Source organism: Mycobacterium mantenii (assembly GCF_001667865.1).
GTDB classification, from domain to species: Bacteria; Actinomycetota; Actinomycetes; order Mycobacteriales; family Mycobacteriaceae; genus Mycobacterium; species Mycobacterium mantenii_A.
Genome location: NZ_LZJP01000115.1, coordinates 1 through 23195, shown reverse-complemented (window position 1 = coordinate 23195; position 23195 = coordinate 1). Strand labels below are relative to the sequence as shown.

21 protein-coding genes and 1 pseudogene are annotated in these 23195 nt (G+C 68.3%); 8 read left to right on the top strand and 14 right to left on the bottom strand.

Annotation, left to right across the window (positions count from 1 at the left end; all coding sequences use genetic code 11):
- Window positions 1-375: 375 nt before the first annotated feature.
- The 6 genes and pseudogenes from A5688_RS22460 to mutA form a co-directional block, all read right to left on the bottom strand.
- Entirely contained in the window at window positions 376-1290 is a 915-nt protein-coding gene (locus A5688_RS22460; RefSeq protein WP_067909455.1) for a sulfotransferase family protein, read from the bottom strand.
- A gap of 359 nt (window positions 1291-1649) precedes the next feature.
- Entirely contained in the window at window positions 1650-2822 is a 1173-nt protein-coding gene (locus tag A5688_RS22455) for an acyltransferase family protein (RefSeq protein ID WP_082955044.1), read from the bottom strand.
- A 222-nt stretch (window positions 2823-3044) separates the two neighbouring features.
- Entirely contained in the window at window positions 3045-4331 is a 1287-nt protein-coding gene (locus A5688_RS22450; RefSeq protein WP_067909434.1) for a serine hydrolase domain-containing protein, read from the bottom strand.
- 51 nt (window positions 4332-4382) lie between these two features.
- Window positions 4383-5365: pseudogene (gene meaB, locus A5688_RS22445) on the bottom strand (methylmalonyl Co-A mutase-associated GTPase MeaB).
- 79 nt (window positions 5366-5444) lie between these two features.
- On the bottom strand, window positions 5445-7694 hold the full coding sequence (gene scpA / locus A5688_RS22440; protein WP_067909428.1) for a methylmalonyl-CoA mutase: 2250 nt from the start codon (window positions 7692-7694) through the stop codon (window positions 5445-5447).
- Window positions 7695-7710: 16 nt separating this feature from the next.
- The gene (gene mutA, locus A5688_RS22435; protein ID WP_067909424.1) at window positions 7711-9588 is read right to left on the bottom strand and encodes a methylmalonyl-CoA mutase small subunit; all 1878 of its coding nucleotides are present in this window, start codon (window positions 9586-9588) and stop codon (window positions 7711-7713) included.
- Window positions 9589-9769: 181 nt separating this feature from the next.
- On the opposite strand from mutA, the gene A5688_RS22430 reads away from it, so the two are divergent.
- Both A5688_RS22430 and A5688_RS22425 read left to right on the top strand, forming a co-directional pair.
- Window positions 9770-10534 (top strand): TVP38/TMEM64 family protein, encoded by a 765-nt coding sequence (locus A5688_RS22430; protein ID WP_067909421.1) that lies wholly within the window; start codon window positions 9770-9772, stop codon window positions 10532-10534.
- 57 nt (window positions 10535-10591) lie between these two features.
- Window positions 10592-11578 carry an endopeptidase gene (locus A5688_RS22425; protein WP_431602650.1) on the top strand — a complete coding sequence of 329 codons (987 nt, stop codon included), beginning with the start codon at window positions 10592-10594 and terminating at the stop codon, window positions 11576-11578.
- A 511-nt stretch (window positions 11579-12089) separates the two neighbouring features.
- Here A5688_RS22425 and A5688_RS22420 read toward each other — a convergent pair.
- Window positions 12090-13577: a sensor histidine kinase gene (locus tag A5688_RS22420; RefSeq protein ID WP_067909415.1), complete on the bottom strand. Its 1488-nt coding sequence runs from the start codon at window positions 13575-13577 to the stop codon at window positions 12090-12092.
- Window positions 13574-14308 carry a response regulator transcription factor gene (locus tag A5688_RS22415; RefSeq protein ID WP_067836202.1) on the bottom strand — a complete coding sequence of 245 codons (735 nt, stop codon included), beginning with the start codon at window positions 14306-14308 and terminating at the stop codon, window positions 13574-13576. The genes A5688_RS22420 and A5688_RS22415 overlap by 4 nt, the downstream gene beginning before the upstream one ends.
- 259 nt (window positions 14309-14567) lie before the next feature.
- On the opposite strand from A5688_RS22415, the gene A5688_RS22410 reads away from it, so the two are divergent.
- The 4 genes from A5688_RS22410 (at window position 14568) to A5688_RS22395 (ending at window position 16516) form a co-directional block, all read left to right on the top strand.
- The gene (locus A5688_RS22410) at window positions 14568-14954 is read left to right on the top strand and encodes a hypothetical protein (RefSeq protein ID WP_067836198.1); all 387 of its coding nucleotides are present in this window, start codon (window positions 14568-14570) and stop codon (window positions 14952-14954) included.
- A gap of 104 nt (window positions 14955-15058) precedes the next feature.
- On the top strand, window positions 15059-15322 hold the full coding sequence (locus A5688_RS22405) for a hypothetical protein (RefSeq protein ID WP_067836196.1): 264 nt from the start codon (window positions 15059-15061) through the stop codon (window positions 15320-15322).
- Window positions 15323-15402: 80 nt separating this feature from the next.
- Window positions 15403-16020 carry a TetR/AcrR family transcriptional regulator gene (locus tag A5688_RS22400; RefSeq protein WP_067909412.1) on the top strand — a complete coding sequence of 206 codons (618 nt, stop codon included), beginning with the start codon at window positions 15403-15405 and terminating at the stop codon, window positions 16018-16020.
- A gap of 79 nt (window positions 16021-16099) precedes the next feature.
- Window positions 16100-16516 (top strand): nitroreductase family deazaflavin-dependent oxidoreductase, encoded by a 417-nt coding sequence (locus A5688_RS22395; RefSeq protein WP_082955045.1) that lies wholly within the window; start codon window positions 16100-16102, stop codon window positions 16514-16516.
- Here the strand turns inward: A5688_RS22395 and A5688_RS22390 are convergent.
- Genes A5688_RS22390 through A5688_RS22380 form a run of 3 tightly spaced genes read right to left on the bottom strand, consistent with a single transcriptional unit; the run spans window position 16513 to window position 18483 of the window.
- Complete coding sequence (locus A5688_RS22390) at window positions 16513-16869, bottom strand: DoxX family protein (RefSeq protein ID WP_067909406.1); 357 nt, start codon at window positions 16867-16869, stop codon at window positions 16513-16515. The two genes, A5688_RS22395 and A5688_RS22390, sit on opposite strands and share 4 nt — an antisense overlap.
- A gap of 9 nt (window positions 16870-16878) precedes the next feature.
- The gene (locus A5688_RS22385) at window positions 16879-18012 is read right to left on the bottom strand and encodes an SPFH domain-containing protein (protein WP_067836187.1); all 1134 of its coding nucleotides are present in this window, start codon (window positions 18010-18012) and stop codon (window positions 16879-16881) included.
- A gap of 33 nt (window positions 18013-18045) precedes the next feature.
- Window positions 18046-18483: an NfeD family protein gene (locus A5688_RS22380; protein ID WP_067836185.1), complete on the bottom strand. Its 438-nt coding sequence runs from the start codon at window positions 18481-18483 to the stop codon at window positions 18046-18048.
- A gap of 57 nt (window positions 18484-18540) precedes the next feature.
- Between A5688_RS22380 and A5688_RS22375 the strand changes: the two genes are divergently transcribed.
- Window positions 18541-19485, top strand: a complete 945-nt coding sequence (locus A5688_RS22375; protein WP_067909448.1) for a hypothetical protein — start codon at window positions 18541-18543, stop codon at window positions 19483-19485.
- Here A5688_RS22375 and A5688_RS22370 read toward each other — a convergent pair.
- The 3 genes from A5688_RS22370 to fabG1 are packed head-to-tail and all read right to left on the bottom strand — an operon-like array spanning window position 19482 to window position 22133.
- Window positions 19482-20522: a ferrochelatase gene (locus A5688_RS22370; RefSeq protein WP_067909403.1), complete on the bottom strand. Its 1041-nt coding sequence runs from the start codon at window positions 20520-20522 to the stop codon at window positions 19482-19484. The two genes, A5688_RS22375 and A5688_RS22370, sit on opposite strands and share 4 nt — an antisense overlap.
- Window positions 20523-20528: 6 nt before the next feature.
- Window positions 20529-21338 (bottom strand): NADH-dependent enoyl-ACP reductase InhA, encoded by an 810-nt coding sequence (gene inhA, locus A5688_RS22365; protein ID WP_067836181.1) that lies wholly within the window; start codon window positions 21336-21338, stop codon window positions 20529-20531.
- 27 nt (window positions 21339-21365) lie between these two features.
- A complete protein-coding gene (fabG1, locus tag A5688_RS22360) occupies window positions 21366-22133 on the bottom strand; it encodes a 3-oxoacyl-ACP reductase FabG1 (protein WP_067909400.1) in 768 nt (255 codons plus the stop codon).
- Between the two features lie 149 nt (window positions 22134-22282).
- Between fabG1 and A5688_RS22355 the strand changes: the two genes are divergently transcribed.
- On the top strand, window positions 22283-23122 hold the full coding sequence (locus tag A5688_RS22355) for a DUF559 domain-containing protein (RefSeq protein ID WP_067909397.1): 840 nt from the start codon (window positions 22283-22285) through the stop codon (window positions 23120-23122).
- Window positions 23123-23195 lie beyond the last annotated feature (73 nt).

The following is a 23195-nucleotide window of genomic DNA, read 5'->3' as shown; positions in this document are numbered from 1 at the left end:
TTGTCCATGCCGTTCCGATGTGCTATCGGGCCGCTCGACGTGAGGGCAGCAATCCACCGGAGCCAACGCTTATGCGCGCGCCACGAAGTCCGAGGCCTGAAACTCAGCGCTCTCAACATCTTTGGCGAAAAGAGGAGATACTTGACCCGAACTCCTCAGGCGGAATCAGGTCTGACCTGCGACCGCCAACTTCGCCCCCCGGTTTCATCGGATATTGTGCCCGTGAGAACTATAGCCCGGGCCGATGCACCTGGGCGCCGTTTTTACGAATTTGTTTCGCTTACTTAATGTTTGAATCTCAGCTGCGGCCGTGCATATCTCACTCCCGGCCAACTTTTCGCGCAGAGCGCGGCGCTGACCAGTGCGAAATGGTGTCTAGGCCCAGGCTCCCCTGCGCCTGTGCACCATCGCGGCGATCTCCAGGATCGGCTTCACGATGAACGGCCTGAACACCCGGCGAACCACGCTGTTGGTTCGACTGTGGAATTCCGTGAAGGCCATCCGGAAATCCCGCTCGCTGGCCTGATACGACTCGAACACCCGATCCAGTGTCGATGCGTTCAAAGGGTCGTCCTGGGCGGCCCCGCGCAGAGCTTCGTAGACCGCGGAGATCCAGTCCGTGCCGAAATGATCTGCCACCGGGCCGCAGTATCTCTGGCGACGAAGATCCGGAGTGAGAAACTCCTCGATCGCACCCTCTTCGGCGGTGTCCAGATCGATTTCGAGCGTCGTCGCAATCCGCTTCATCTCGCGGTGCCAGTCGTCGAGGAGGTTTGCGTAGTCGACGAATACCCGGGGCATGCCGCGGGTGTGCCGCTCGGCGAGCAGGTTGTATTTGAGCCATAAGGCGCTCGAGAGCTCTGGCGAGGTCTGCACGTACTTGGCCGCCGAGGCGACCACCTCTTGGGGGTGGCGCACCGCAATCACCGCGGCGACGTCGAAGCCGACCTGGCGCGCCGCCTCGAACCACAGTTCGGACAGCGCGGTGATCCGCGGTTCCTTGATGACCACCAGCGGCGCGGCCGGCAGCGTGCCCAGGTAAGCGGCGATCTCCGCGATGCAGGCGGCCTTTTCCCCTGCGCCGAACGCACACTCTTCCTGCATGCGCATCGTCGGGTCGTACCAGTTGCTGTCGTGGCGTCGCAAAATCGTCTCGTTGAGCATGATCGCCGCGCGCGGCTCCCAATAGCCGCGCGGGTTGTTCCCATCGGCGCCGCACATCCCGGCCGGCAGGGTGCTCCCGCAGAGCGACAGAACGCGGGTGAGCGCCGACGTCCCCGACCGGGCCATGCCCATCACGAACAGCGCGACGGGGCGAGTTTCGCCTCGATAGCGGACGGTAGGCGGCGGAAGATCGCCGCCCGTGGCGGCGCTATCGGCGGACTTGCTCGTGGGGGCAGGCGTCATCGCGAAACCCATACCTTTCAGTTCGCGTCTGGCAGGCCCCCGGGATCTGGTCATTATGCATGACTTTGCAATTTCTCGCGCGGTGTTCAATTACTCCCGTTTGGCCACCTCACGACGGCCACGACACGTCTTCGGGGACGTAAATTGGTTCGCCAGAGTTGTGCGCCGGGATTCCGAATCAGCGGCGAATTAGCTAAGCCGGGCACCGTAGCGCAATCGCAGCCCGAGAACTCGTCAGCGGCTCATTCGGCCGAGACGGCGTCCGCGGCGGGTTGTGCCCCGGCGTCCGAATTACCCCATCCGCGCGCTCTGCGCTTGAAGCGCGATTTGAGCGACAGCGCTCGCTTTTCCACCAGGAACCAGCTGAGTGCGGCCAGCGGTAGGGTCGCGGCGGCGGCGGCGACGGCGAACGCCAGCGGATGCAGGAAGCCGAGCCCGCAGATCACCAGCAACTGCTGCATCGGCCACGCGTAGATGTAGACGCCATAGGAAAGGTCGGTGCGCAGCCGCAAGCGCTCGTTGTGGATCAGCGCGCCCGAGACGACGACGGCGTAGGCCAGCGGAAGCGCTGCGAGTATCCGGTAGTTGGGCACAAATAGGCCGGCCGCCACGACGATGACGGCGCTCAAGGCCACCAGTGACCATCGAGCGGGAATCTTGTCCCGGAACTCGTGCAGGACGGCACCCGCCGCGAACACCAGCGCGAAACGCGTCACCATCTGGGGAAGGGTCGGTATCGCCTCGACCGGGTAGGAAACCAGCAGCGCGGCGACAAGGAACAGTGCGAACACCACGGGAGCGGGCCACCGGCGATTGAAAAGGCCGGCTATGCCGGCCACGGCAACGGCGATGTAGCAGAACATTTCGAAGATGAGCGTCCACAGCACCCCGTCCCACACACCCGGGAAGGGTACGTTCTTGGGCGTTCCGTCGATGCCGGCGTGGTACACGTTCAGCACGGCGTTGTTCAGCACGTAGGTGATCGGCGCGGGAGACAGCAATAGCCTTAAGGCCGAACCTTTTTGGATGAGCACGCTGACCGGGGCGATGACGAACGCGACCACCACCAGGCACACCCAGAGGCCCGGAAAGATACGAAGAGCCCGGGCGACGAAGTACTCACGAAGGCGCGGGTTGCGGACCCAGCTCGAGGTGATGAGGAATCCCGAGATGACGAAGAACCCGTCCACCCACCCCTGAGTAAGCAGTTGGTCGACCGGTGGGTGCAGTTTGCGGCCGGTCAGCGGCCAGGAGTGTCCCAGGATGACGCCCGACGCCAGCACCAGGCGCCAAACGTTCAGCGCGTTATTGCGTGCGTCGAATACCTGCGCGAGCCTCGGACTTGCCGCGCTTCGCCGCCGGGGCCGGCGGCCGGCGATGGCACTGGAGCCGGAAACTTCGGGGTTCGCACTCATGTGGGGGGTCCGATGCGTTCGACCAGGCGACCTGAGTTTGCCGTTCTCCTGGATGCCGATATCGCCGTCCAGCCATCAGCGCGCCCCCAACGCGCCGATCACCGACCGTGCTTTCTCCGGCAATGCCGCGAGAATGCACGGAATTGGACGGGGCAAACATCGGGACAGAGTACATCGCCCGCATAACACCCCCGCGGGGGTGGCGGCCGAGAACGAAGGCGGCTAGCCGGCGACGGCTCCCGGCTCGTAGAACGGTGCCCCGTATTCGGTGACCGGTTGGAAGCCGCGTTTGCGTGCCTTCTCGGCGGCCTTGCGAATCAGCGCGTAAATGCCGACGAACGCCGCGTGATCGGTCATCACGAATGGTGTCAGCAGCCGGTTGTGCACCAACGAGAAGGCGACGCCGCTCGCCGGGTCGGTCCAGCCGAGCGAACCGCCGAGCCCGACATGGCCGAAACCGGGCATCACGTTCCCGATGGGCAGGCTGTGGTAGCCCAGGTGGAATGCCAACGGCACGAACAGGTTTCGGTCCGGGCGCAGGCTTCGTTGGCCGGTCAGGCCGGCGACCAGCTCGCGGGACAGGAACCGGGTGCCGTCGACCTCGCCGCCGTTGGCGATGGCGCCGTACATCCGTGCCAGCCCGCGGGCCGTCGCCACCCCGTTGGCCGCCGGGAGCTCCCCATCCAGCAAAGGGGTGTCACCCTGAACCGCGGCGACCATGCCCGGGAAGTACATGGACCGGAACCCGCCGGACAGCTCGTTGGCCACCTTGCGCGTCACGAAGCTGAGGACCGGGTTCCTCACCAGGTTCTGGGGCGCGACGATCTGGGCGACACGCGTCGGCGCCCCGGCCGGCGGGCGTCCCAAATACAGCCCGTCGGTGCCCAGCGGCTCGGCGAGCTCCTCGCGGATCAGCGTGCCCATGCCTTTGCCGGTCACGGCGCGGCCGAGGCCCGACATCAGCCAGCCGAACGTCAGCGCGTGATACGCCGATTTGCCCAGCAGGCGCCCGGGTGCGGCCGCGGCCAGCTTGTCCTCCATCACTACGTGATCGAGCAGTTCTTCCTTGGTGGCGCCCCGCAGGCCCGACAGGCCGGCAGCATGCCTCATGACGTCGCGCACGGTCATGTCGGCCTTGCCGTTTGCCCCGAACGCCGGCCAGTACTCGGCGACGGGGGCGTCGTAGTCGATCAGCCCCCGATCGGCGAGCCGGTGAATGACGGTGGCGGCCATTCCTTTCGTCGCCGAGAACACCATCGGCGCGCTGTCGGCCGACCACGGCGTATGGCCACCCCGGTCTGACCAACCCGTCCAGACGTCGACGACGGGCTGACCGTCGAGATACACGGCCAGCGCCCCACCACCGAACCGGCGGGCCGGGAACATGCTGGCGAAGCTACGAACGACGCAACCGAAGTGTGAGTCCGCCGCGCCGGACACACGATGACCTGCGTCAGGGTCATCGTGGACACGGACCGCGCGGCGATCGACTCGGGTATCCACCGTCACACTTTGAATTTACTTCGATTTCACAACTAATAGGAGCGGAATTGGGATTATTTACCTATCCGTTAGCCCGACGCGGCCGTCAATATTTCTTGGGCCGCCAGCGCGGGAGTTAGCTCCCCCGCCTTGACCTTTCGCTCCACGTCGGCACGGATCTTGCGCACCGCCGGGCTGGACATCAGCCGGTCCAGCACCGTGTCGCGCACCATCTGCCAAGTCCAGTCGACCAACTGGGCCCGGCGGCGCGCCTCGAACTCGCCCGCCTCGGTGAGCACCTGACGGTGACGTTCGATGGTGTCCCACAATTCTTTGAGCCCGGTCCCCTCGGCCGCGCTCATGGTGAGAACGGGCGGCCGCCACAGCGTTTCGCGGGGATGAATCAGCCTGATCGCCCCGGCGAGCTCGCGCGCGGCCGACCGGGCCTCGGCGAGGTGGTCGCCGTCGGCCTTGTTCACCACGACGATGTCGGCCAGCTCCAGCACACCCTTTTTGATGCCCTGCAATTGGTCGCCGCCACGTGCCAGCGTCAGTAGCACGAAGGTGTCGACCATGTTTGCCACCGTCACCTCGGACTGACCGACGCCCACGGTCTCGATCAGGATCACGTCGAAGCCGGCCGCTTCCAGCAGCACCGCCGTTTCGCGGGTGGCCTTGGCCACCCCGCCCAGGGTGCCCGACGTGGGCGAAGGCCGAATGTATGCATCCGGATGCATTGCCAGGCGCGACATCCGAGTCTTGTCACCGAGGATCGAGCCGCCGGTGCGGGTGGACGACGGGTCGACGGCCAACACCGCCACCCGATGGCCCAGTTCGATCAGGTGCATGCCGAGGGCCTCGATGCTGGTGGACTTGCCCACCCCGGGAATCCCCGTGATGCCCACGCGATGCGCGTTACCCGAGTCCGGTGTCAGCTCCAACAGCAGCCGCTGCGCCTTCTCGTGATGGTCGGCGCGGGTGGACTCCAGCAGCGTGATGGCCCGCGGCAGCGCCGCGCGATCACCGTTGCGGATCGCCTCGGCCAATTTTTCCGGTTTCATCTTTCCCGCACCGCGAGACTGCAACTGGCGACGCATTTCCCGAGTAACACCGTCGGTAGTTGCAGTGTCGCGGCGATCATTACAGGTCGTAACCCAGCCGCTCGGCGAGCTTGTGCAGCAAGCCGATTGCGGCGTCGGCGATCACCGTCCCGGGCGGGAAGATGGCGGCGGCCCCGGCCTCGTACAGCTCGTCGAAGTCGCCCGGCGGGATGACGCCGCCGACCACGATCATGATGTCGGGCCGCCCCACCTCGGCCAGCGCGTCACGCAGCGCGGGCACCAGCGTCAGATGGCCGGCGGCGAGCGAGGACACCCCGACCACGTGCACGTCGTTGTCGGCGGCCTGGCGGGCCACCTCCTCGGGGGTGGAGAACAGCGAACCGACGTCCACGTCGAAACCGATGTCGGCGAACGCCGTAGCGATCACCTTCTGACCGCGGTCGTGGCCGTCCTGGCCCATCTTCGCGACCAGAATTCTGGGGCGGCGACCGTCGGCTTCCGCGAACTTCTCGACGAGTTCGGTCGCGGTTGCCATGTTTCCGGCCTTTCCAGCCTCGTCGCGGTAGACCCCGGCGATAGTACGGATCTCCGCCTGGTGACGGCCATACACCTTTTCCAGCGCGTCCGAGATTTCGCCGACGGTGGCCTTGGCGCGGGCCGCGTCGATGGCCAGCGCCAGCAGGTTGTTGCCCAGCCCGTCCTCACCGGCGCGGCCGTGCGCGGCCGCCGCCCGGGACAGTTCCGCCAGCGCCGCGTCCACCGCCGACTGGTCACGGCTTTCCCGCAGCTCCTTGAGCTTGGCCAGCTGCTCGGCGCGCACCCGGCTGTTCTCGACCTTGAGGACCTCGACCTCTTGGTCCTCTTCGACCTGGTACTTGTTGATCCCGATCACCGGCTGGATCCCGGAGTCGATGCGGGCCTGGGTGCGGGCCGCCGCCTCCTCGATGCGCAGCTTGGGGATGCCGTCGCTGATGGCCTGCGCCATGCCGCCGTGCTCGGCGACCTCGGCGATGTGGGCGCGGGCGCGCTGCGCGAGCTGATGGGTCAGCCATTCGACGTAGTACGAGCCGCCCCACGGGTCGATGGGCCGCGTGGTGCCCGACTCCTGCTGCAACACCAGCTGGGTGTTGCGGGCGATGCGGGCCGAGAAGTCGGTGGGCAGCGCCAGCGCCTCGTCGAGCGCGTTGGTGTGCAGCGACTGCGTGTGACCCTGCGTCGCGGCCATCGCCTCGATGCAGGTGCGGGCGACGTTGTTGAAGGCGTCCTGCGCGGTCAGCGACCAGCCCGAGGTCTGCGAATGTGTGCGCAGCGACAGCGATTTCGGATTCTTCGGGTCGAACTGGGAAACCAGCTCGCTCCACAGCAGCCGGCCCGCCCGCAGCTTGGCGACCTCCATGAAGAAGTTCATCCCGATGCCCCAGAAGAACGACAGCCGCGGCGCGAACTTGTCGATGTCCAGCTCGGCGTCCAGCCCGGCCTTGATGTAGTCGACCCCGTCGGCCAGCGTGTAGGCCAGCTCCAAATCGGCTGTGGCCCCGGCCTCCTGGATGTGGTAGCCGGAGATCGAGATGGAGTTGAACTTCGGCATTTTCGCGCTGCTGTAGGCGAAGATGTCGGAGATGATGCGCATCGACGGCTTGGGCGGATAGATGTAGGTGTTGCGCACCATGAACTCTTTGAGGATGTCGTTCTGAATGGTGCCGGCCAGCTTCTCCGGCGGAACGCCCTGCTCCTCGGCGGCCACCACGTACAGCGCCAGGATCGGCAGCACCGCGCCGTTCATGGTCATCGACACCGACACCGTCGACAGGTCGATGCCGTCGAACAGCTGGCGCATGTCCAGGATGGAATCGATTGCCACACCGGCCATTCCGACGTCACCCTGCACGCGCGGGTGGTCGGAGTCGTACCCGCGGTGGGTGGCCAGGTCGAAGGCCACCGACAGACCCTTCTGGCCCGCGGCCAGGTTGCGCCGGTAGAAGGCGTTGGACTCCGCGGCGGTGGAGAATCCGGCGTATTGCCGAATGGTCCACGGCTGGTTGACATACATCGTCGGGTAGGGCCCGCGCACGAACGGCGGTTCGCCGGGGAAGCTGTGCAGCGGATAGCCGTCGGCTTCCACCGCCACGCGGTCCGCGCCGATGTAAACCGGTTTGACGTCGATGTCTTCCGGTGTCTGCCATTGCAGTTGCTCGGGTGTGTACGAATGCGCGGCCGCGGCCGCGGCCACGTGTTCTTCGACCGCGGCTTCGGTCGCCGGTGCGACAGTCCGCTCGCTGTGCAGCGGCACATCGGCGAAGCTGCCAACAGCAGGTGCAGTGGTCGTCATCAGTTGCTAATCTCCCTCAGGCCCCTAGCCGCGCGAGCAGATCCGACAGAGCTTGGACCGCATCGATTTTCGCGGTCAGGAACTGGTCCGGTTGATGTTCGGCGTCGGCCACGGCCTTTTCCGGCCCGGCCAGATAGACGCGTGATATGCCGGCGGCCTTCGCGGCCTGCACGACGCCCGAGGCCTCGTCCTGGTATCGCTTGTCGGTGCCGCAGATGACCGCCGCCGCCGGCGACCCCGCGTCCGTCACCGCCGACGCGACACCGTCGGCGTCGACCGTCCCGGGGTTGATCGCCTCGATGCCGCCGGAGGCCAGCAGGTTCGAGGCGAAGGTTGCGCGGATGTTGTTCTCGGCCAACGGGCCTAGCGGCAGCAACAGCACCTGCGGGCGCGACCCGGTGCGGGCCAGGTAGGCGTCCGACCGGTCCCGCAACGCTTCGAACTCCGCGGCGTAACGCACCAGGTTTCCCGCCGCGAGCGGCGAATACGTCGAGTCGCTCTGCGGCAGCGGCGCTTCGGTGAGGTTCGGGAATTCGTTGACACCGGTGATCGCGGTCCGGCGGTGCGCGATGTCGTCGCGGCGGCGGGCGGCCACCTCGGCGATCTGGCCGGCGATGAAGTCGCGCGCCTCGGTGAACCCGCCGTGCGCCTCGATGGCCTGGAACTGCTCCCAAGCCTGCTCGGCCAGGCGGCCGGTGAGGTCCTCCACGAACCACGAACCACCGGCCGGGTCCAGGACGCGACCCACATGCGACTCCTCGAGAAGGAGCAGCTGCGTGTTGCGCGCGATGCGGCGGGCGAAACTCGTTGCGATGTCCGGGAATCCGCCGTCGATCGCCACGTCGAACGGGAAGACCACCAGGGAGTCGGCGCCACCGACGCCGGCGCCGAAGGCGGCCAGGGTGCAGCGCAGCATGTTCACCCACGGGTCGCGCTGGGTCATCATCGGCAGGGACGTCTCGGCGTGGATGACGGCAGCACCGGCATCCGGTTCGCCGACAACCTCGGCGACCCGCGCCCACAGGTTGCGCGCCGCGCGGAACTTGGCGATCGTCATGAACTGGTCGTCATCGGCGGCGAACCGGAAGCTGATCTGCCGCAACGCCTCACCGATCGACAACCCCGATTCGGTGAGCACCCGCAGGTAACTCACCGCGGCCGCGACGCTGGCCGCGAGCTCCCACGTCGCGTTGGCGCCGAGGTTGTGGAAGGCGGGTCCGTCGACGGTGATCGCGCGCACGCCGGTGTGACCGGTGGCCCGCTTGGCCACCGCGATCACGTCCTGGATGTTCGGCGCGGGCCGCTCACTCAGCCCCGCGCTCAGCGGGTCGCCGCTCAGGTCGATCGACACGGTGGCGCGCTGGTCGGGTTCCACCCCCTCGGCCATCCTCAGCACCGCGTCGCTGGCCGCCGGGTAGTCGGCGCCGGCTTCGAGGATCAGGGGCGCCATGCTCAGATAGACGCCCTCGAGCGCCTCTTCCAGCTGGTCGGGCGCCACGCCCGATTCCCCGATCCGCAGGACCAGGGCGCTGGCCCCGTTGTTGAGCGCGTCCAGCACCGCGGAGTTGACGTCCTTCGCCGCGACGCCGGGCACCGGGGTGGCCGGGAAGGCCTCGGCGACCTTCCAGCCGGACTGGACGTCGCGCAGCGCGTCGCCGCCGCGCACATAGGGCCACTCGCCCGGCAGCGGCGGTTCCGGCACTTCGTCGAGTGCGGTGTAGAGCGCGCGGATCGCGATCCCGTCATACGTCGGAGTTTCCAGCAGCCGCTCGGGCGCGTCCCCCAACTGCTCGGGGTCCTTCCGGGTGCTTTTAGCCAGCACACCGGCGACCGCACTGCGCCAACGCCCGCGAACCTGTTCTAGGTCTGCGCGTTCGGGTACATCAATGGACACCGATTGCTCCCTTTTCCCAGCATTTGGGCTACAGCTCTGGGGATACCACTTAGCTACTGAGGCTAATTGATGACCGCTGGTCGCTAAAAACCGCCCGGTGCCGGCCGGCGGGTGCGATTCACGATGAAACGCCAGCCTCGGGAAACGCCATATTCATCCGCGCCCCGTACCCTAGGAAGCCGTGACGGGTTCCGCCACCAGCAAAATCACCGAAACGCTTCGCGATCTCGGCTGCGCGATCGGCGTGGCCGCGCGAGGCGTGTCCCGGTCGCGGATCGTCTGGACAGTGGTGGGCATCACAGCGTTGTTGGTGCTGGCATCGTTGCTTCCGCTGCCCTCGCCGATGCAGATGCGCGACTGGGCGCAGTCTGTCGGGCCGTGGTTTCCGTTGGCGTTCCTGATCGCTCACATCGTCGCGACGGTGGTGCCCATTCCGCGCACGGCGTTCACCCTGGCGGCCGGGCTGCTGTTCGGTCCGCTGCTGGGCGTCGCCATCGCGGTGGTGGCCAGCACCGCGAGCGCGATGATCGCCATGCTGCTGGTGCGCGCGGCCGGGTGGCGGCTGAACCGCCTGGTGCGCCACCGGTCGATCGACACGGTGGAAGAGCGCCTGCGGCAACGGGGCTGGCTGGCCGTCGTGTCGCTGCGGCTGATTCCCGCGGTGCCGTTCTCGGTGCTCAACTACGCGGCGGGCGCGTCGAGCGTGCGGGTGCTGCCCTACGCGGTGGCGACGCTGGCCGGGTTGCTGCCCGGCACCACCGCCGTGGTGGTTCTCGGCGACGCGCTGGCCGGTCACGTCAGCGCGCTGCTGTACCTGGTGTCGGGGGTCACCAGCGCGCTGGGGCTGACCGGGCTGATCGTCGAGATTCGCCACTTCCGACGGCACCATCGCCGTGCTCGCCGCCCCCTCGACGAGCCCTCCCCCGAGCCGGCCGCCATCAGCTGATCACCAACTTCGGTCAGACCGCCGCGCGGCGCGCCAAACATCGATCTAATGGTCAGGATGTACGCGGTGGAGGTGGCGAGCTGGGGGGCCTCGTACTCGCCGGCCCGGACCGTCGCGCTGCCGCTGAGCGCCCTGGCGTTGGCCGTGATCGCGGTGATGGGTTTCGTGCCCGGCCGCGGCGAACGGCGCCCTAAGCCCAAGGAGAGCGCCTCCGCCGCAACGGACGCGCCGCCACAACGCGCCAAAATTCACACCTCGTTGCTCGTCGTCGCCGTGGTGTGCAGCATCGCCGCCCTCGTGACGGCCGTCTGCCTGTTTCCCAGGACCGCCCCCGCACCGGCGCAGCAGCCGGCACCGCCGCAGCCCGTCCTGGCGCCGATCGATCTGCCCGCCGCCAGCGCCGTGGGTCCGGGCGCCGGGATTTACGTCGACTATGCCGACGGATCGGGCGGAATGGGTTGCACCGCAGGGTTTTTGGTGCGCACCAGCGCCGGCAAGCCCGCGATCCTCACCGCCGGGCATTGCAACCGCCCCGGGGGACCCAGCAAGGTCACGATGAACCTCGGCGGCGTCCTTCCCTACGCGACGCTGGGCACGTTCAGCCAGACGGTCAGCGAGGGCGTGCACAACGAACAGCACGACATCGGCCTGATCACGCTGGACGGCGACAACATTCCCCAGTCCTCCGCGGTCGCCTCGACGCTGCCGGTCACCGGTGTCGCCGCCAACCTGCAGATTGGCCAGCAGTTGTGCAAGTTCGGCATGGGCTCCGGGGCGGACTCCTGCGGCCAGATCGTCAGCATCACCGGCAGCAAAGTCGTGTTCCTGGCCAGCGGCCAGTGCGGCGATTCGGGCGGCCCGGTGTATCTGTACGAAAAGGACGGCACCGTCAGCGCCGTCGGCATCCTCATCCGCGGCGCTGACCCCGTCATCCCCAAAGCCGGGTGCGCGGCCCGGGCCAAGTTCTCCGTCGCCGAGTTGGTGCGGCCCTGGCTGGACAAGTGGCGCCTGACGGCCGTGACCGCGCCGCCTTCCCCTCGCTGACGCGCGATCGCTGAGCGCCCCCGAGGCGCGACCTTTCTTTCATCTTCAGGTCGGCTTCAGGCTGCCTGTCTACCGTCGCGGCATCGCCCCCGAGTCGGCCGCGAGGGGGCAAGGGCCGGTAAATGCGGTGCGAGAAGGTCGATTTCGCGCCGACCGGATGAAGGAACCGTCAACAGAGAGGATGGATGGCCCAGTGAAGATCAGGCAAATGATCGCTGGTTCGTTGATTGCGGGAACCCTCGGGGTGGCCGCGGCCGGGATCGGTGCCGCGGTGGCGAGCGCGGATCCGCCGCCCCCGCCGCCCGGGCCGGGGCAACCCTGGGGGCCGGGTGGACCAGGCGGGCCAGGCGGGCCAGGCGGGCCGCCCCCACCGCCGGGGGGACCGCTTGCACCGCCGCCGGGCGGTCCGGGTGGACCGTTCCGTCCGCCGCCACCGCCGGGGTTCTGATCCCGGCCGTGCGCTAGCCGTGCCGAGCGGTGGCCGCCTCACCCGGGTGGCCGCCGCTCGGTTTCATGTTCGCGGCAGCGTGAGCCGGAATTGAGCGCCGCCCTGGTGAGGCAGGCACGCCAAGTCGCCGCCGTGGGCACGCGCCAGCGCCCGCGCGATCGCCAGGCCCAACCCGGCGCCGCCGTGGTCGCGGGCGCGGCCGGGGTCCAGCCGCACCAGCCGCTCGAAGATGTTGTCCCGCTGGTCATCCGGGATGCCTGGACCGGTGTCGGTGATAGTGATTTCCGCGAGGTCCTCGGGCGCGCGAAGGTCGACGGTGATGGCTCCCCCGGCCGGCGTGTACCGGCGGGCGTTGTCGAGCAGGTTTGACACGATCTGCGACAGCCGGGTCGCGTCGGCGTTCAGGTGCAGCGCGGTCAAGCCGGTGCGGCTGACGCTGACCTGCGGCGCCAGCATGGCGGCCCGGTCGGCTTCGCCGTCGAGCAGGTCGGCGACGTCGACGTCGTGCAGCTCGAGCGCCAGCCCGGCGTCGATGCGGCTCAGGTCCAGCATGTCGGAGACGAGCCGCCCGGCGCGGCGGGCGTCGGAGAGCAACAGGCTCGCCCGGCGGTATTGCCCGTCGTCTTGGTGCTCGGAGGCGCCGTGCGCGAGCTGCTCGGCGGCGACCTGAATGCCGGCGATCGGGGTGCGCAACTCGTGGGCGGCGTCGACGAGAAATCGCCGGGTTGCCGTCTCCGCGCGCTGCGCGGTGTCGGCGGCGTGGCGCGCCCGCTGCTCGGACAGTTCCAGCGCATCCAGCATGCCGTCGAAAGCGCTTGCGGCGCGGCCGAGTTCGGTGTCGGTGCGGTCCGGGCGCAGTCGCCGCCCGCGGTCACCGGTGGTGATGGCGTTGGCCAGGGCGGTGAGCCGGTCCAGCGGCCGCAGTGCCGCCCGGCTGACCGCGATCAGCAGCAGCGCCGCGAGCAGCAAAGTCACCAGGCCCGCTCCGATCATCAAGGCGCGCAGCTGATGAGCGACCTGTGTGGTTTGCGTGGTGTCAGCGACCAGGATCACCCGGCTGCCATTCGGGAGCGGGTGCACGACGGCCGTCGCGGTGGCGTCCGGCGGAGGACCGGGCGGCGGCGGAAGTGCGTACGGCGGTGGCGGATAGGGCGGCGGCGGCGGGTACGGCGGCGGTGGCGGTGGCGGATAGGGCGGCGGTGGCGGTGGCGGCGGGTACAGCGGCGGCGGATCGACCGCCCCGTCGCTCAGCTCGGGACTGATCCCACGGTCGCCGTAGGCGGTGCCGTCGGCGGTGACGACCAACGCCCGGATCCCGCCGCCGTTGAGTTCGGCGGCGAGCAGATCGGGTGAGGTGTGCGCGGCGCTCAACGCGTCGGCGCGCGATGTCGCGGCCAGCAGCCGGTCGTGCAGATTGCGTTGGGCGAGAACGCCCATGGTGATATCGATGGTGACGCCGAGCACCACCAGCAGGACGGCGAGCAGCGCCAGCACCACCAGCGTCACGCGCCGCTGCAGCGACGGCGTCGGCGTGGACGACGCGGCCGTCATGACCGCTCGGCTTGCAGGCGGTAGCCGATGCCGCGCACGGTGTGCAGGACCCGCGGCCCGTGTGCCTCGAGCTTGCGCCGCAGCCCGCTGACGTGAACCTGCACCAGGTTCGGGTCGTACGCGTCGTAACCCCACACGCCGTTGAGGATCTGGCCCGCGCTGACGATCCGGCCGCGCTGCTCCACCAGAAAAGCCAGCACGCGCAGCTCGGTTGCGGTCAGGTCCAGCCGGTGGCCGCCGCGCGCGGCCACGCCCGCGCCGAGGTCCAGCGTGACGTCGCCCACCTGAATCACCTGGGACAGCCGTCCCCGACGGCGCAGCACCGCGCCGACCCGCGACATCAGTTCGGCCAATTCGAACGGCTTGATGACGTAGTCGTCGGCCCCGCCGTCCAGTCCGCGCAGCCGATCCGGCAGCCCGTCGCGGGCGGTGATCAGGACGATCCCGATGTCACCCCATTCGCGGATGACGTCGATGAGCGCGAACCCGTCGCGTCCGGGCAGCATCACGTCGAGCACCACCAGGTCGGGCCGCATCCCGTCGAGAACCTCTTCCAGGCCGTCGCCGTCGCATCGGGCATCGGTGTGATAGCCGGCATCGGCGAGCGCTTCGCTGACCATCTCACGGATGGTCTCGGAGTCTTCGACGACCAGTACCCGCGGCGTGCCGATGCTGAACTGATCGGACCGGCGCGCGGGCGAACAACCGTCGGCATGCCGCGAATCCGTCATAACCCCATTGTCGGTGCCGGTTCTGAGATCAACCTGAAGCCCGTCGGGGGACCCAGCTTCGGCCGCCACGGGCGCCGAGGGACGTGGCAATTGCCCGCCTTCGAGCGACTCTCACTCTCACGGCCCGACGTCATCGCGTTGTCGCGCGGAGGCGGGCAAAAGGTCGTTGTCCTTCGCTCGTGACGACAGTGACGCATGAGATCCGTTGGGCAGCCATTTCTTCAGATCCATTTCAGACCCGGCTCCTAGCGTCCGTGACATGACCACGAACGACGAAATCAACACCAACCCGCCCGAGCCGGTGACCTACCAGGCACCCGAGCGGCGCCGTCACTCCACCGGCGTGGTGATCGGCGCCGGAGTGGCGGGTGCGCTGCTCGGCGCGGTCGGCACCGTCGCGGCGATCGCCTTCGCCTGGATCGTCAGCGTCGGGCCGCCCCCGCCCCCGCCGCCGGGGCCGCCGCCGATGATGGGCGCGCCGTTCCACGGGCCCCCGCCTCCCCCGATGGCCGGACCCATGCCGGGTGGATTCGGATTCGCGCCGCCGCCCGGGCCGCCGGGACCCCCGCGTGGCTTGGTGCCGCCGCCCCCGGGCGAGGGACTCCCGACACCGCCCTCACCGCCGTCTCCCACGCCGCATCCCTGACACAACCGGACCTGTCGCCGTCACGATGCCCGGAATCGTGACGGCGACAGGGCTTGGCACAGTAGCGTCTTGGCTATCCAGCTCCGACCACCGTGGAGAGCCGCATGACATCGGACAACAGCGGAGCCAGTCGGTTTCCCACCGGCGTCGCCGTCCTCGCCGGGCTGGCGGGCCTGATCCTGGGCGCCCTGGCCACCTTCGCCATCACCGGTCTGGTCTGGACGGTCCGCGTCCAGTTGCCCCCGCCGCCATATCCGCCGCCGCTGTCGGCGCAGAATGCGGGCCCCGGGTGCATTTATTCGCCGCCGCCATCGCCATCACCCGCGGTCAGCATCGTGCCGCCGCTGCCGCCGGCGCCGCACTCCTGAGATCCGAGCGCAGCGGATAGTCATCCCCCGTCGACCTGGACCCTGCCGCCGTTTGTAAACATCTGTTTATAATTGTAAACGTGCATTCACCACCGCCGGACGACCGCACGGCCCGGGCGCGGATCCGCGACGAAGCGCTGCGACTGTTCGCCGAGCGCGGCCCCGACGCGGTCACGCTGCGCGACATCGCGAGCGCGGCCGGCGTTTCGCCGGCCCTGCTCATCAGGCATTACGGCTCGAAGGACGGGCTCGTCGACATCGTCGACAATCACGTCGTCACCACCTTCGAAGCGCTGCTCACGAAGATGACCGAGCAGACCGCCGTGGTCGGACTCGAACCCACCGCAATGCCGAACCTGCTCGACGGCCTGGCCACCTACCTGCCACCCGACTCGCCGATCCCGGCATACCTGAGCCGACTGCTGATCAACGGAGGGAACGCCGGGTCGGCATTGTTCGACAGGCTATTCCGGCTCAGCCAAACGACTCTCGACGCTATGGTCGCGGCCGGCACCGCCAGTCGCGGCGCGGACGCGGCGGTGCGGGCGGCGTTTTTGCTAGTCAACGACCTCGCGGTGCTGACGCTGCGGCCGCGCCTGACCGAGGTGCTCGGCGTGGACCCGCTCTCGGATGCCGGAATGCGGCGGTGGGCCGGCGAGGTGTTCGCGATCTATCGCGACGGGCTTGTCGGCAGGTGAACGAGAAATGGAGGTAAAGGTGTCCAACACAACCCTTTTCGTCAATACCGGCGCACGCATCCTGCGGTCGCGGCGCCTGATGCGAGCGCCGATCTGGATCTACAAAGCCCGCGCCGGCGCGCTGTTCGGCTCGCGGCTCCTGATGCTCGAGCACATCGGCCGCAAATCCGGTGAACCGCGCTATGTGGTGCTAGAAGTTCTCGATCACCCTGCGCCGGGCACCTACATTGTCGCGTCGGGCTTCGGCCGAAAGGCGCAGTGGTTCCGCAACATTCAGGCCCACCCGCGGGTGCGCGTCTACGCGGGCAGCCACGCGCCCCGGCGTGCCACCGCGCGGGTCCTCGACCAACAGGAGGCCGACCGCGCGCTGGCCGCATACCTGAGCCGTCATGGCAAAGCCTGGGACAAGATGAGGCCGGTGCTCGAGGAGACGCTCGGCGTCCCGATCACAGAGACCGATACCCCGCTGCCGCTGGTCGAGTTGCGCCTCGACTAGTTCTCGTCGGGTCCCTTGATCGTCATTCCCGCGACCAGCGCCAGGAACAGCGCCGCCGGAAGGCCATTGACGACCTTGTCGCGCACGCGGACGTGCGCGCCGACCGCCAAGACGAAGTACAGCGTCAGCATCGCCGTCGTCAGCCGGGCCAGGCCGGGAAAACGGTAGACCGACAGCAAGCCGACCGCGGCGGCCGCTTTCACCGCCGGCAGCGCGGGCCGGACGTTCTGCGGCAGCCCCACGTCGTCCAGCACCTTCTTGATGGGAGCCACCTGAACGCCGCACAGCACCGCGTCGACGGCGTGGAAAATGCCGAGCGCCGTGTAGGTCTTCGGGGAAGTCAACACACTCATCCCGCAATCCTATGGAGTCAGCTCCCCCGCCGGTCCATCCGCCGGCTGACGGGCTATCGCCTCCGCCTTGGCCACCGCCTGGGCGATCGCCGGGTCGGTTTCGGTGGAGAACCAGTCGGCGACCTCGGCGTCGTCATCGGCGCTGTGCTTGGGCGCGTCCTCGACGGGTGACGGCTGGAAGCGGAACACCCCGTCCTGGCCCGGGGTTCCCAGCAGTTTGGTGAACCCCTGCAGCGCCGCGCTGAAGTCGCTGGGCACCACCCACACCTTGTTGGCGTCGCCGCGCGCCATCTCCGGCAGCGTCTGCAGATACTGGTAGGCCAGCATTTCCGGGGTGGGCCGGCCCGCCTTGATCGCGGCGAACGTCTTCTCGATCGCCTTGGCCTGGCCCTGCGCCTGCAGGTACGCCGCGGCCCGCTCACCCTGGGCGCGCAGCATCCGGGACTGCCGGTCGGCCTCGGCGCCCAGGATCGCGGCCTGCTTGGCTCCCTCGGCGGCCAGGATCTGCGCCTGCTTCTGGCCTTCGGCCTCCTTGATCGCCGCCTCGCGCATGCCCTCGGCGGTCAGGATCATCGCCCGCTTCTCGCGGTCCGCCTTCATCTGCTTCTCCATCGACGCCTGGATCGACGGCGGCGGATCGATGCTGCGCAGTTCGACCCGGGCGACCCGCAGCCCCCAGCGGCCGGTCGCCTCGTCGAGCACGCCGCGCAGCTGCCCGTTGATCTGGTCGCGCGACGTCAGCGTCTGCTCGAGTGTCATGCCGCCGACGACGTTGCGCAGCGTGGTCGTGGTGAGCTGCTCGACGCCGACGATGTAGTTGCTGATCTCGTAGACGGCCGCCTGGGGAACGGTGACCTGGAAGTAGACCACCGTGTCGATGTTGAGGGTCAGGTTGTCCTCGGTGATCACCGGCTGCGGCGGGAACGACACCACCCGCTCACGCAGATCCACCCGGGCGCGGACGCGATCGATGAACGGCACCAACAACGTCAGTTGCCCGCTGACCGTGCGGCTGTAGCGTCCCAGCCGTTCGATCACCGCGGCCTCTGCCTGAGGAATCAGCGCCACCGACTTCGCCACCACCACGATGGCGAAGATCACCAAGACGGCCAGCAGCACCAAACCAGCAACCGCACCTTGCATCGGACTTCCTTTCCTTCGCAGCGCTTCTCGCCGCTAAAGACTGCTCTTGAAGACCACGGCGGTGGCGCCGTCGATCTGCATGACGGTGACCGGCTCGCCGGGTTCGTAGACATCGACGTCGTTGAGCGGGCGCGCGGACCACACCTGGCCGTCGAGTTTGACCTGACCCTCGTCACGCGCGACCCGTTCGAGCACCAGCGCGGTTTTGCCCTGCAGCGCCTCGATTCCCAGGCGCGGCGCCGTGATCGGCGTCAGCCGGCGCTTCAGCGGCGGGCGAACCAGCACCAGCAGCAGCACCGAGACGACCAGGAACACCGCCCCGTTCGCCCACACCGGAAAGTCGGTCAGCCAACTGGTGAACGCCGCGGCCAGGGCGCCGCCACCGAGCATCACCAAAAACAAATGGCCGGTGAGTGCCTCCGCACCGGCCAACACCAGCGCGAATATTAGCCAAAGCACCGCGGCGTGCATGCGGCAAGAATACGCGTGATCCGCCTTTGCCGGGCAAAACAACTACACTGCGTGATCGTGTGGTGTCCCAGTGTTTCGCTGTCCCTGTGGGCCAATGCCTGGCTCGCCGGAAAGGCCGCGCCCGACGACGTCCTGGACGCGTTATCCGTTTGGGCGCCAAAGCAATCGGTGACCGCGTATGATGCCGTCGCCGCGGGCCACACCGGGCTGCCCTGGCCCGACGTCCATGACGCCGGAACGGTCACGCTGCTGCAGACATTGCGCGCCGCCGTCGGCCGGCCGGCGCCGACGTCCGCCGGTGCCGGGTTGATGCGCGGGACGATCAGCGTGCTTTTGCCGGTGCCCGGCGATGTGCGCGGGCTGGCCCCCGGGACGCAGTTCGGGCAGGACGCCCTGGCCGCCGGCGAGGCGGTCATCATCGCCAATCCCCGCAATCCCGGCACCGCCGTCGGCCTGGTGCCCGAATTCTCCTACGAGGATGACGAGGACGCGCCCGAGGACTACGAGACACGGCTGGCGGAGTTGTGCGCGCTGACGTGGACGGTGTACTCGCTGCCCGGCGCCCCGGTGCTGGACCATTACGAGCTCGGCGACGCCGAATACACGCTGCGGTCGGCGGTGCGCTCGGCCGCCGACGCGCTGGGGGCCATCGGGCTGGGTGCCGCGGCGGCCGACGTCGACGACCCGCGTGGGCTGGTCGAGCAACTGCTGGAATCCGCACGGCAACACCGCATTCCCGACCATGCGCCGACGCGCGCGCTGCGGGTGCTGGAGAACGCCGCGCACGTCGACGCCATCATCGCGGTCAGCGCGGGGCTGAGTCGATCCGACTCGCCGGAGCGTTTCACCGCGCCCGTCGCCGCCGGACTGGAACCGCTCGGCACGCAGTCATCCTCGGAGGCCCGCATCGCCAGCGATGCCCTGCGACCGCTGACCGCCGTGGTGCGTTCGGCGCGGATGGCGGCCGTGACCGCGATCCTGCATTCGGCGTGGGGCGACTAATCCTGGTGGCGGCCGGCCGCGCAGTGCGGCGGGCGGCACGGCGCACCGTTGACGCTGGCCAGGCAGCCGGGCACCGGGTCTGATCCGGCGACCCGCTCGGGCGCCCGGTCGTAGCGCAGTTCGTCGATCAGGTCCGCGGCCATCTGCGCGAACCGCGGGTGGGCGTTGGGCGTCGAGGCCCGCACCATGGTGACGCCGGCCGCCTCGGCCTGGGCCGCCAACTCGTTGTCCAGATCCCACACCACCTCGATGTGGTCGGCGACGAACCCGATCGGGCAGACGATGACGGCCGTGGTGCCGGCCTCCGCCAGGCTGGCGAGGCGGTCGGCGACGTCGGGTTCCAGCCACGGCACCTGGGGCGGCCCCGACCGGGACTGCCACGCCAGGTCGTACTCGGAGTATCCGGCGGCGGACGCCACAAGGCTTGCGGCATAGGCGACTTGGCGGCTGTACAGCCGCGGGCCCAAGCGGTCGTCGGCGGCCACCGGAATGGAATGCGCGGTGAACACCAGGCGCGCACCGGCCTGCTGCTCGGCGGTCAGGGCGCCCGATGCCGCCCCGATGGTGTCGGCGAAGATCTGCACGAACCGCGGGTGGTCGAAATAGGGCCGCAGCTTGACCAATTCGGGCGCATCCGGCCCGGCCGCCGCGCGGGCCCGGGCGATGTCCTCGACGTACTGCGTGCAGCTGGAGTAGCCACTCCAGGCCGACGTGGTGAATACCGCGGCCCGACGAATTCCGTTGTCCCGCATCGTCGCTACGGTGTCTTCGACGTACGGCTCCCAGTTGCGGTTGCCGAAATAGACCGGCAGGCCCAAACCGCGGCCTTCGAGCTCGGCGCGCAGCTGCTCGATGAGCGCCAGGTTGATCCGGTTGATCGGTGACACCCCACCGAAGTGCAGGTAGTGCTCGGCGACGTCGTCGAGACGTTCCGGCGGCACGTTACGGCCCCTGGTGACGTTCTCCAAGAACGGCCGAACCTGCTCGGGCCCCTCCGGCCCGCCGAAGGACAGCAGCAGGACGGCATCGAATTCCATTGCTGTTTATAACAATTGGGTGCTTGCGCCACCGTCGGCGAAGATGATCGTTCCCGTCGTCGCCGGCAGCCAATCCGAGAGCAACGCGCACACCGTCTTGGCGACCGGCGTCGGGTCCTTCATGTTCCAGCCGATGGGAGCGCGCTGGTCCCAGCCCTCTTCGAGCAGCTGCATCTGCGCGCCAGCCTCTTCGCCGAGTGCGCCTCCGACGATCGCGCTCATGGCCAGCGTCCGGATCGGGCCCGCCGCAACGAGATTGGAACGCACGCCGAACTTGCCGGCCTCGCGCGCCACAAACCGGTTGACCGATTCCAGCGCGCTCTTGGCCACCGTCATCCAGTTGTAGGCCGGCATCGCGCGGCTGGGGTCGAAGTCCATACCCACGATGGAGCCGCCGGGGTTCATGATCGGCAGCGTCGCCTTGGCCAGCGAGGCATACGAATACGCCGAGATGTGAATGCCTTTGGAGACATCCTCATACGGGGCGTCGAAGAACGGGTTGATGCCCATCCCCGTCTGCGGCATGAAACCGATCGAGTGCACCACACCGTCGAGCTTGTTGCCCTCGCCGATCTCGGCCGTGACCCGCTCGGCCAGCGAGTCCAGGTGCTCCTGGTTCTGCACGTCGAGTTCGATCAGCGGCGCCTTCTCCGGCAGCCGGTCGGCGATGCGCTGAATCAGACGCAACCGGTCGAACCCGGTCAGCACCAACTGCGCACCCGCCTCCTGGGCAGCCTTGGCGATGTGAAACGCGATCGACGAATCGGTGATGATCCCCGAGATCAGGATCCGTTTGCCGTCGAGCAGTCCTGCCATGTCCGTCCTTACAAGTCGTGGTTGAACTCAGTGACCCATGCCCATGCCGCCGTCGACCGGGATGACCGCGCCGGCAATGTAACTCGCGTCCTCGGACGCCAAGAAGCTGACCGCCCCGGCCACCTCGGCGGCGGTGCCGACCCGTTTGGCCGGGATGAACTCCAGCGCGCCCGCCTGGATCCGCTCGTCCAGCGCGCGGGTCATCTCGGTGTCGATGTAGCCGGGGGCCACCACATTGGCGGTCACCCCGGCCTTGGACAGCTCCCGGGAGATCGAGCGGGCCATGCCGATCAGGCCGGCCTTGGCGGCCGCGTAGTTGGACTGGTTGCCGATGCCCCACATGCCGGACACCGATCCGATGAAGATGATGCGGCCGAACCGCCTTTTCTGCATGCTGCGCGATGCACGCTGGGCCACCCGGAACGCCCCGGTGAGGTTCGCGTTGATGACCTCCTCGAAGCGGTCCTCGGTCATGCGGATGAGGAAGGCGTCTTTGGAGATGCCGGCGTTGGACACCAGCACCTCGACGGGACCCTGGTGCTCCTCGACCTCTTTGAAGGCGCGGTCGACGGCGTCGTTGTCGGTGACGTCGCACTCGACGCCGAACAGCCCCTCGGGCGCCCCGGATCCGCGGTGCGTGACGGCCACCTTGTGGCCGTCTGCGGCCAGTCGCTGCGCGATCGCCAGCCCGATCCCCCGGTTTCCGCCGGTGACCAGGACTGAACGGGATACGAATGCCGGTCTGCCGCTGCTGGTGGCGGGCTCGGTGGCTTGCTCGGTGGCTGTGTCAGTCACCCGGTCAACTTATCGCCTCGGCTCGCAGGCTCGGACACCTCCCCCATTTCGCACCGCGAGCGTAAGCGGGCCGCGATTTTCGGACCGGATTTCCACAGTGGGCTTACGCTCGCGGAGATTTTGTCGGTGTGGCTGAGCACACTTCGCCCATGACAGGCCCTTTTCTGGGCAGCGAGGCCCTGGCTGTCGGCGCACTGACTCCCCACGAGCTGCGCAGCCGGTACACGGCGCTGCACAAAGACGTGTACGTACGTAAAGAGGCTGAGCTGAATGCCGTGCTGCGGGCGAAGGCATGCTGGCTGCGGTCTCGGCGGCGCGGCATACTCGCCGGGCTCTCCGCCTCAGCGCTGCACGGCTCGAAGTGGATCGACCCGGCATTGCCCGCCGCGATCATCGACACCAACCGCTGCCCCGCCCCGGGCGTCCAAGTCTGGGAAGAGCGGATCGAGGCCGACGAGATCACCGTCGTCGACGGCATGCGAGTCACGACGCCGGCCCGCACGGCGCTCGACTTGGCCAGGAGATGCCGGCTGAGTGCCGCGGTCGCTGCGGTCGACGCCCTTGTGCAAGCGACCGGCCTGAAAATGGCCGACGTCGAGTCTTTGGTCGACCGGTACCGCGGACGGCGAGGCATGAAGGCCGCCCGTGCCGCCCCCGAACTGGTCGACGGTGGGGCTCAGTCGCCCAAGGAAACATGGCTGCGCCTGCTACTACTGCGGGCCGGCTTTCCCCGCCCGCAGACGCAGATTGTGGTGCGCAACGAATGGGGTTGGGCCGAGGCTTATTTGGACATGGGCTGGGAGGACATCAAACTTGCCGTCGAGTACGACGGCGATCAGCATCGAGCCAGTCGCTATCAGTACGTCAAGGACATTCGCCGGCTCGAGATGCTGGAGCGCCACGGGTGGATCGTCGTCCGGGTCATCGCGGAAGACCATCCCGACGACATCATCCGTCGGGTTCACGTCGCACGCGCACCGCGAGCGTAAGCGGGCTGCGATTTTCGGACCGGATTTCCACAGTGGGCTTACGCTCGCGGGGAGGTGGGCGCGGCGGGGGAGG

Excerpts from the sequence above, each read along its gene's own strand:
- A5688_RS22395 (WP_082955045.1), top strand. The coding sequence starts at position 16,100 with ATGCGAGCGCCGATCTGGATCTACAAAGCCCGCGCCGGCGCGCTGTTC.
- A5688_RS22415 (WP_067836202.1), bottom strand. The coding sequence starts at position 14,308 with ATGACGGATTCGCGGCATGCCGACGGTTGTTCGCCCGCGCGCCGGTCC.
- A5688_RS22405 (WP_067836196.1), top strand. The coding sequence starts at position 15,059 with ATGACATCGGACAACAGCGGAGCCAGTCGGTTTCCCACCGGCGTCGCC.
- A5688_RS22455 (WP_082955044.1), bottom strand. The coding sequence starts at position 2,822 with ATGAGTGCGAACCCCGAAGTTTCCGGCTCCAGTGCCATCGCCGGCCGC.
- A5688_RS22410 (WP_067836198.1), top strand. The coding sequence starts at position 14,568 with ATGACCACGAACGACGAAATCAACACCAACCCGCCCGAGCCGGTGACC.
- inhA (WP_067836181.1), bottom strand. The coding sequence starts at position 21,338 with ATGGCAGGACTGCTCGACGGCAAACGGATCCTGATCTCGGGGATCATC.
- A5688_RS22460 (WP_067909455.1), bottom strand. The coding sequence starts at position 1,290 with ATGGCCCGGTCGGGGACGTCGGCGCTCACCCGCGTTCTGTCGCTCTGC.
- A5688_RS22385 (WP_067836187.1), bottom strand. The coding sequence starts at position 18,012 with ATGCAAGGTGCGGTTGCTGGTTTGGTGCTGCTGGCCGTCTTGGTGATC.
- scpA (WP_067909428.1), bottom strand. The coding sequence starts at position 7,694 with ATGACGACCACTGCACCTGCTGTTGGCAGCTTCGCCGATGTGCCGCTG.
- A5688_RS22370 (WP_067909403.1), bottom strand. The coding sequence starts at position 20,522 with ATGGAATTCGATGCCGTCCTGCTGCTGTCCTTCGGCGGGCCGGAGGGG.
- A5688_RS22420 (WP_067909415.1), bottom strand. The coding sequence starts at position 13,577 with ATGACGGCCGCGTCGTCCACGCCGACGCCGTCGCTGCAGCGGCGCGTG.
- A5688_RS22425 (WP_431602650.1), top strand. The coding sequence starts at position 10,592 with ATGTACGCGGTGGAGGTGGCGAGCTGGGGGGCCTCGTACTCGCCGGCC.
- A5688_RS22390 (WP_067909406.1), bottom strand. The coding sequence starts at position 16,869 with ATGAGTGTGTTGACTTCCCCGAAGACCTACACGGCGCTCGGCATTTTC.
- A5688_RS22355 (WP_067909397.1), top strand. The coding sequence starts at position 22,283 with ATGACAGGCCCTTTTCTGGGCAGCGAGGCCCTGGCTGTCGGCGCACTG.
- A5688_RS22380 (WP_067836185.1), bottom strand. The coding sequence starts at position 18,483 with ATGCACGCCGCGGTGCTTTGGCTAATATTCGCGCTGGTGTTGGCCGGT.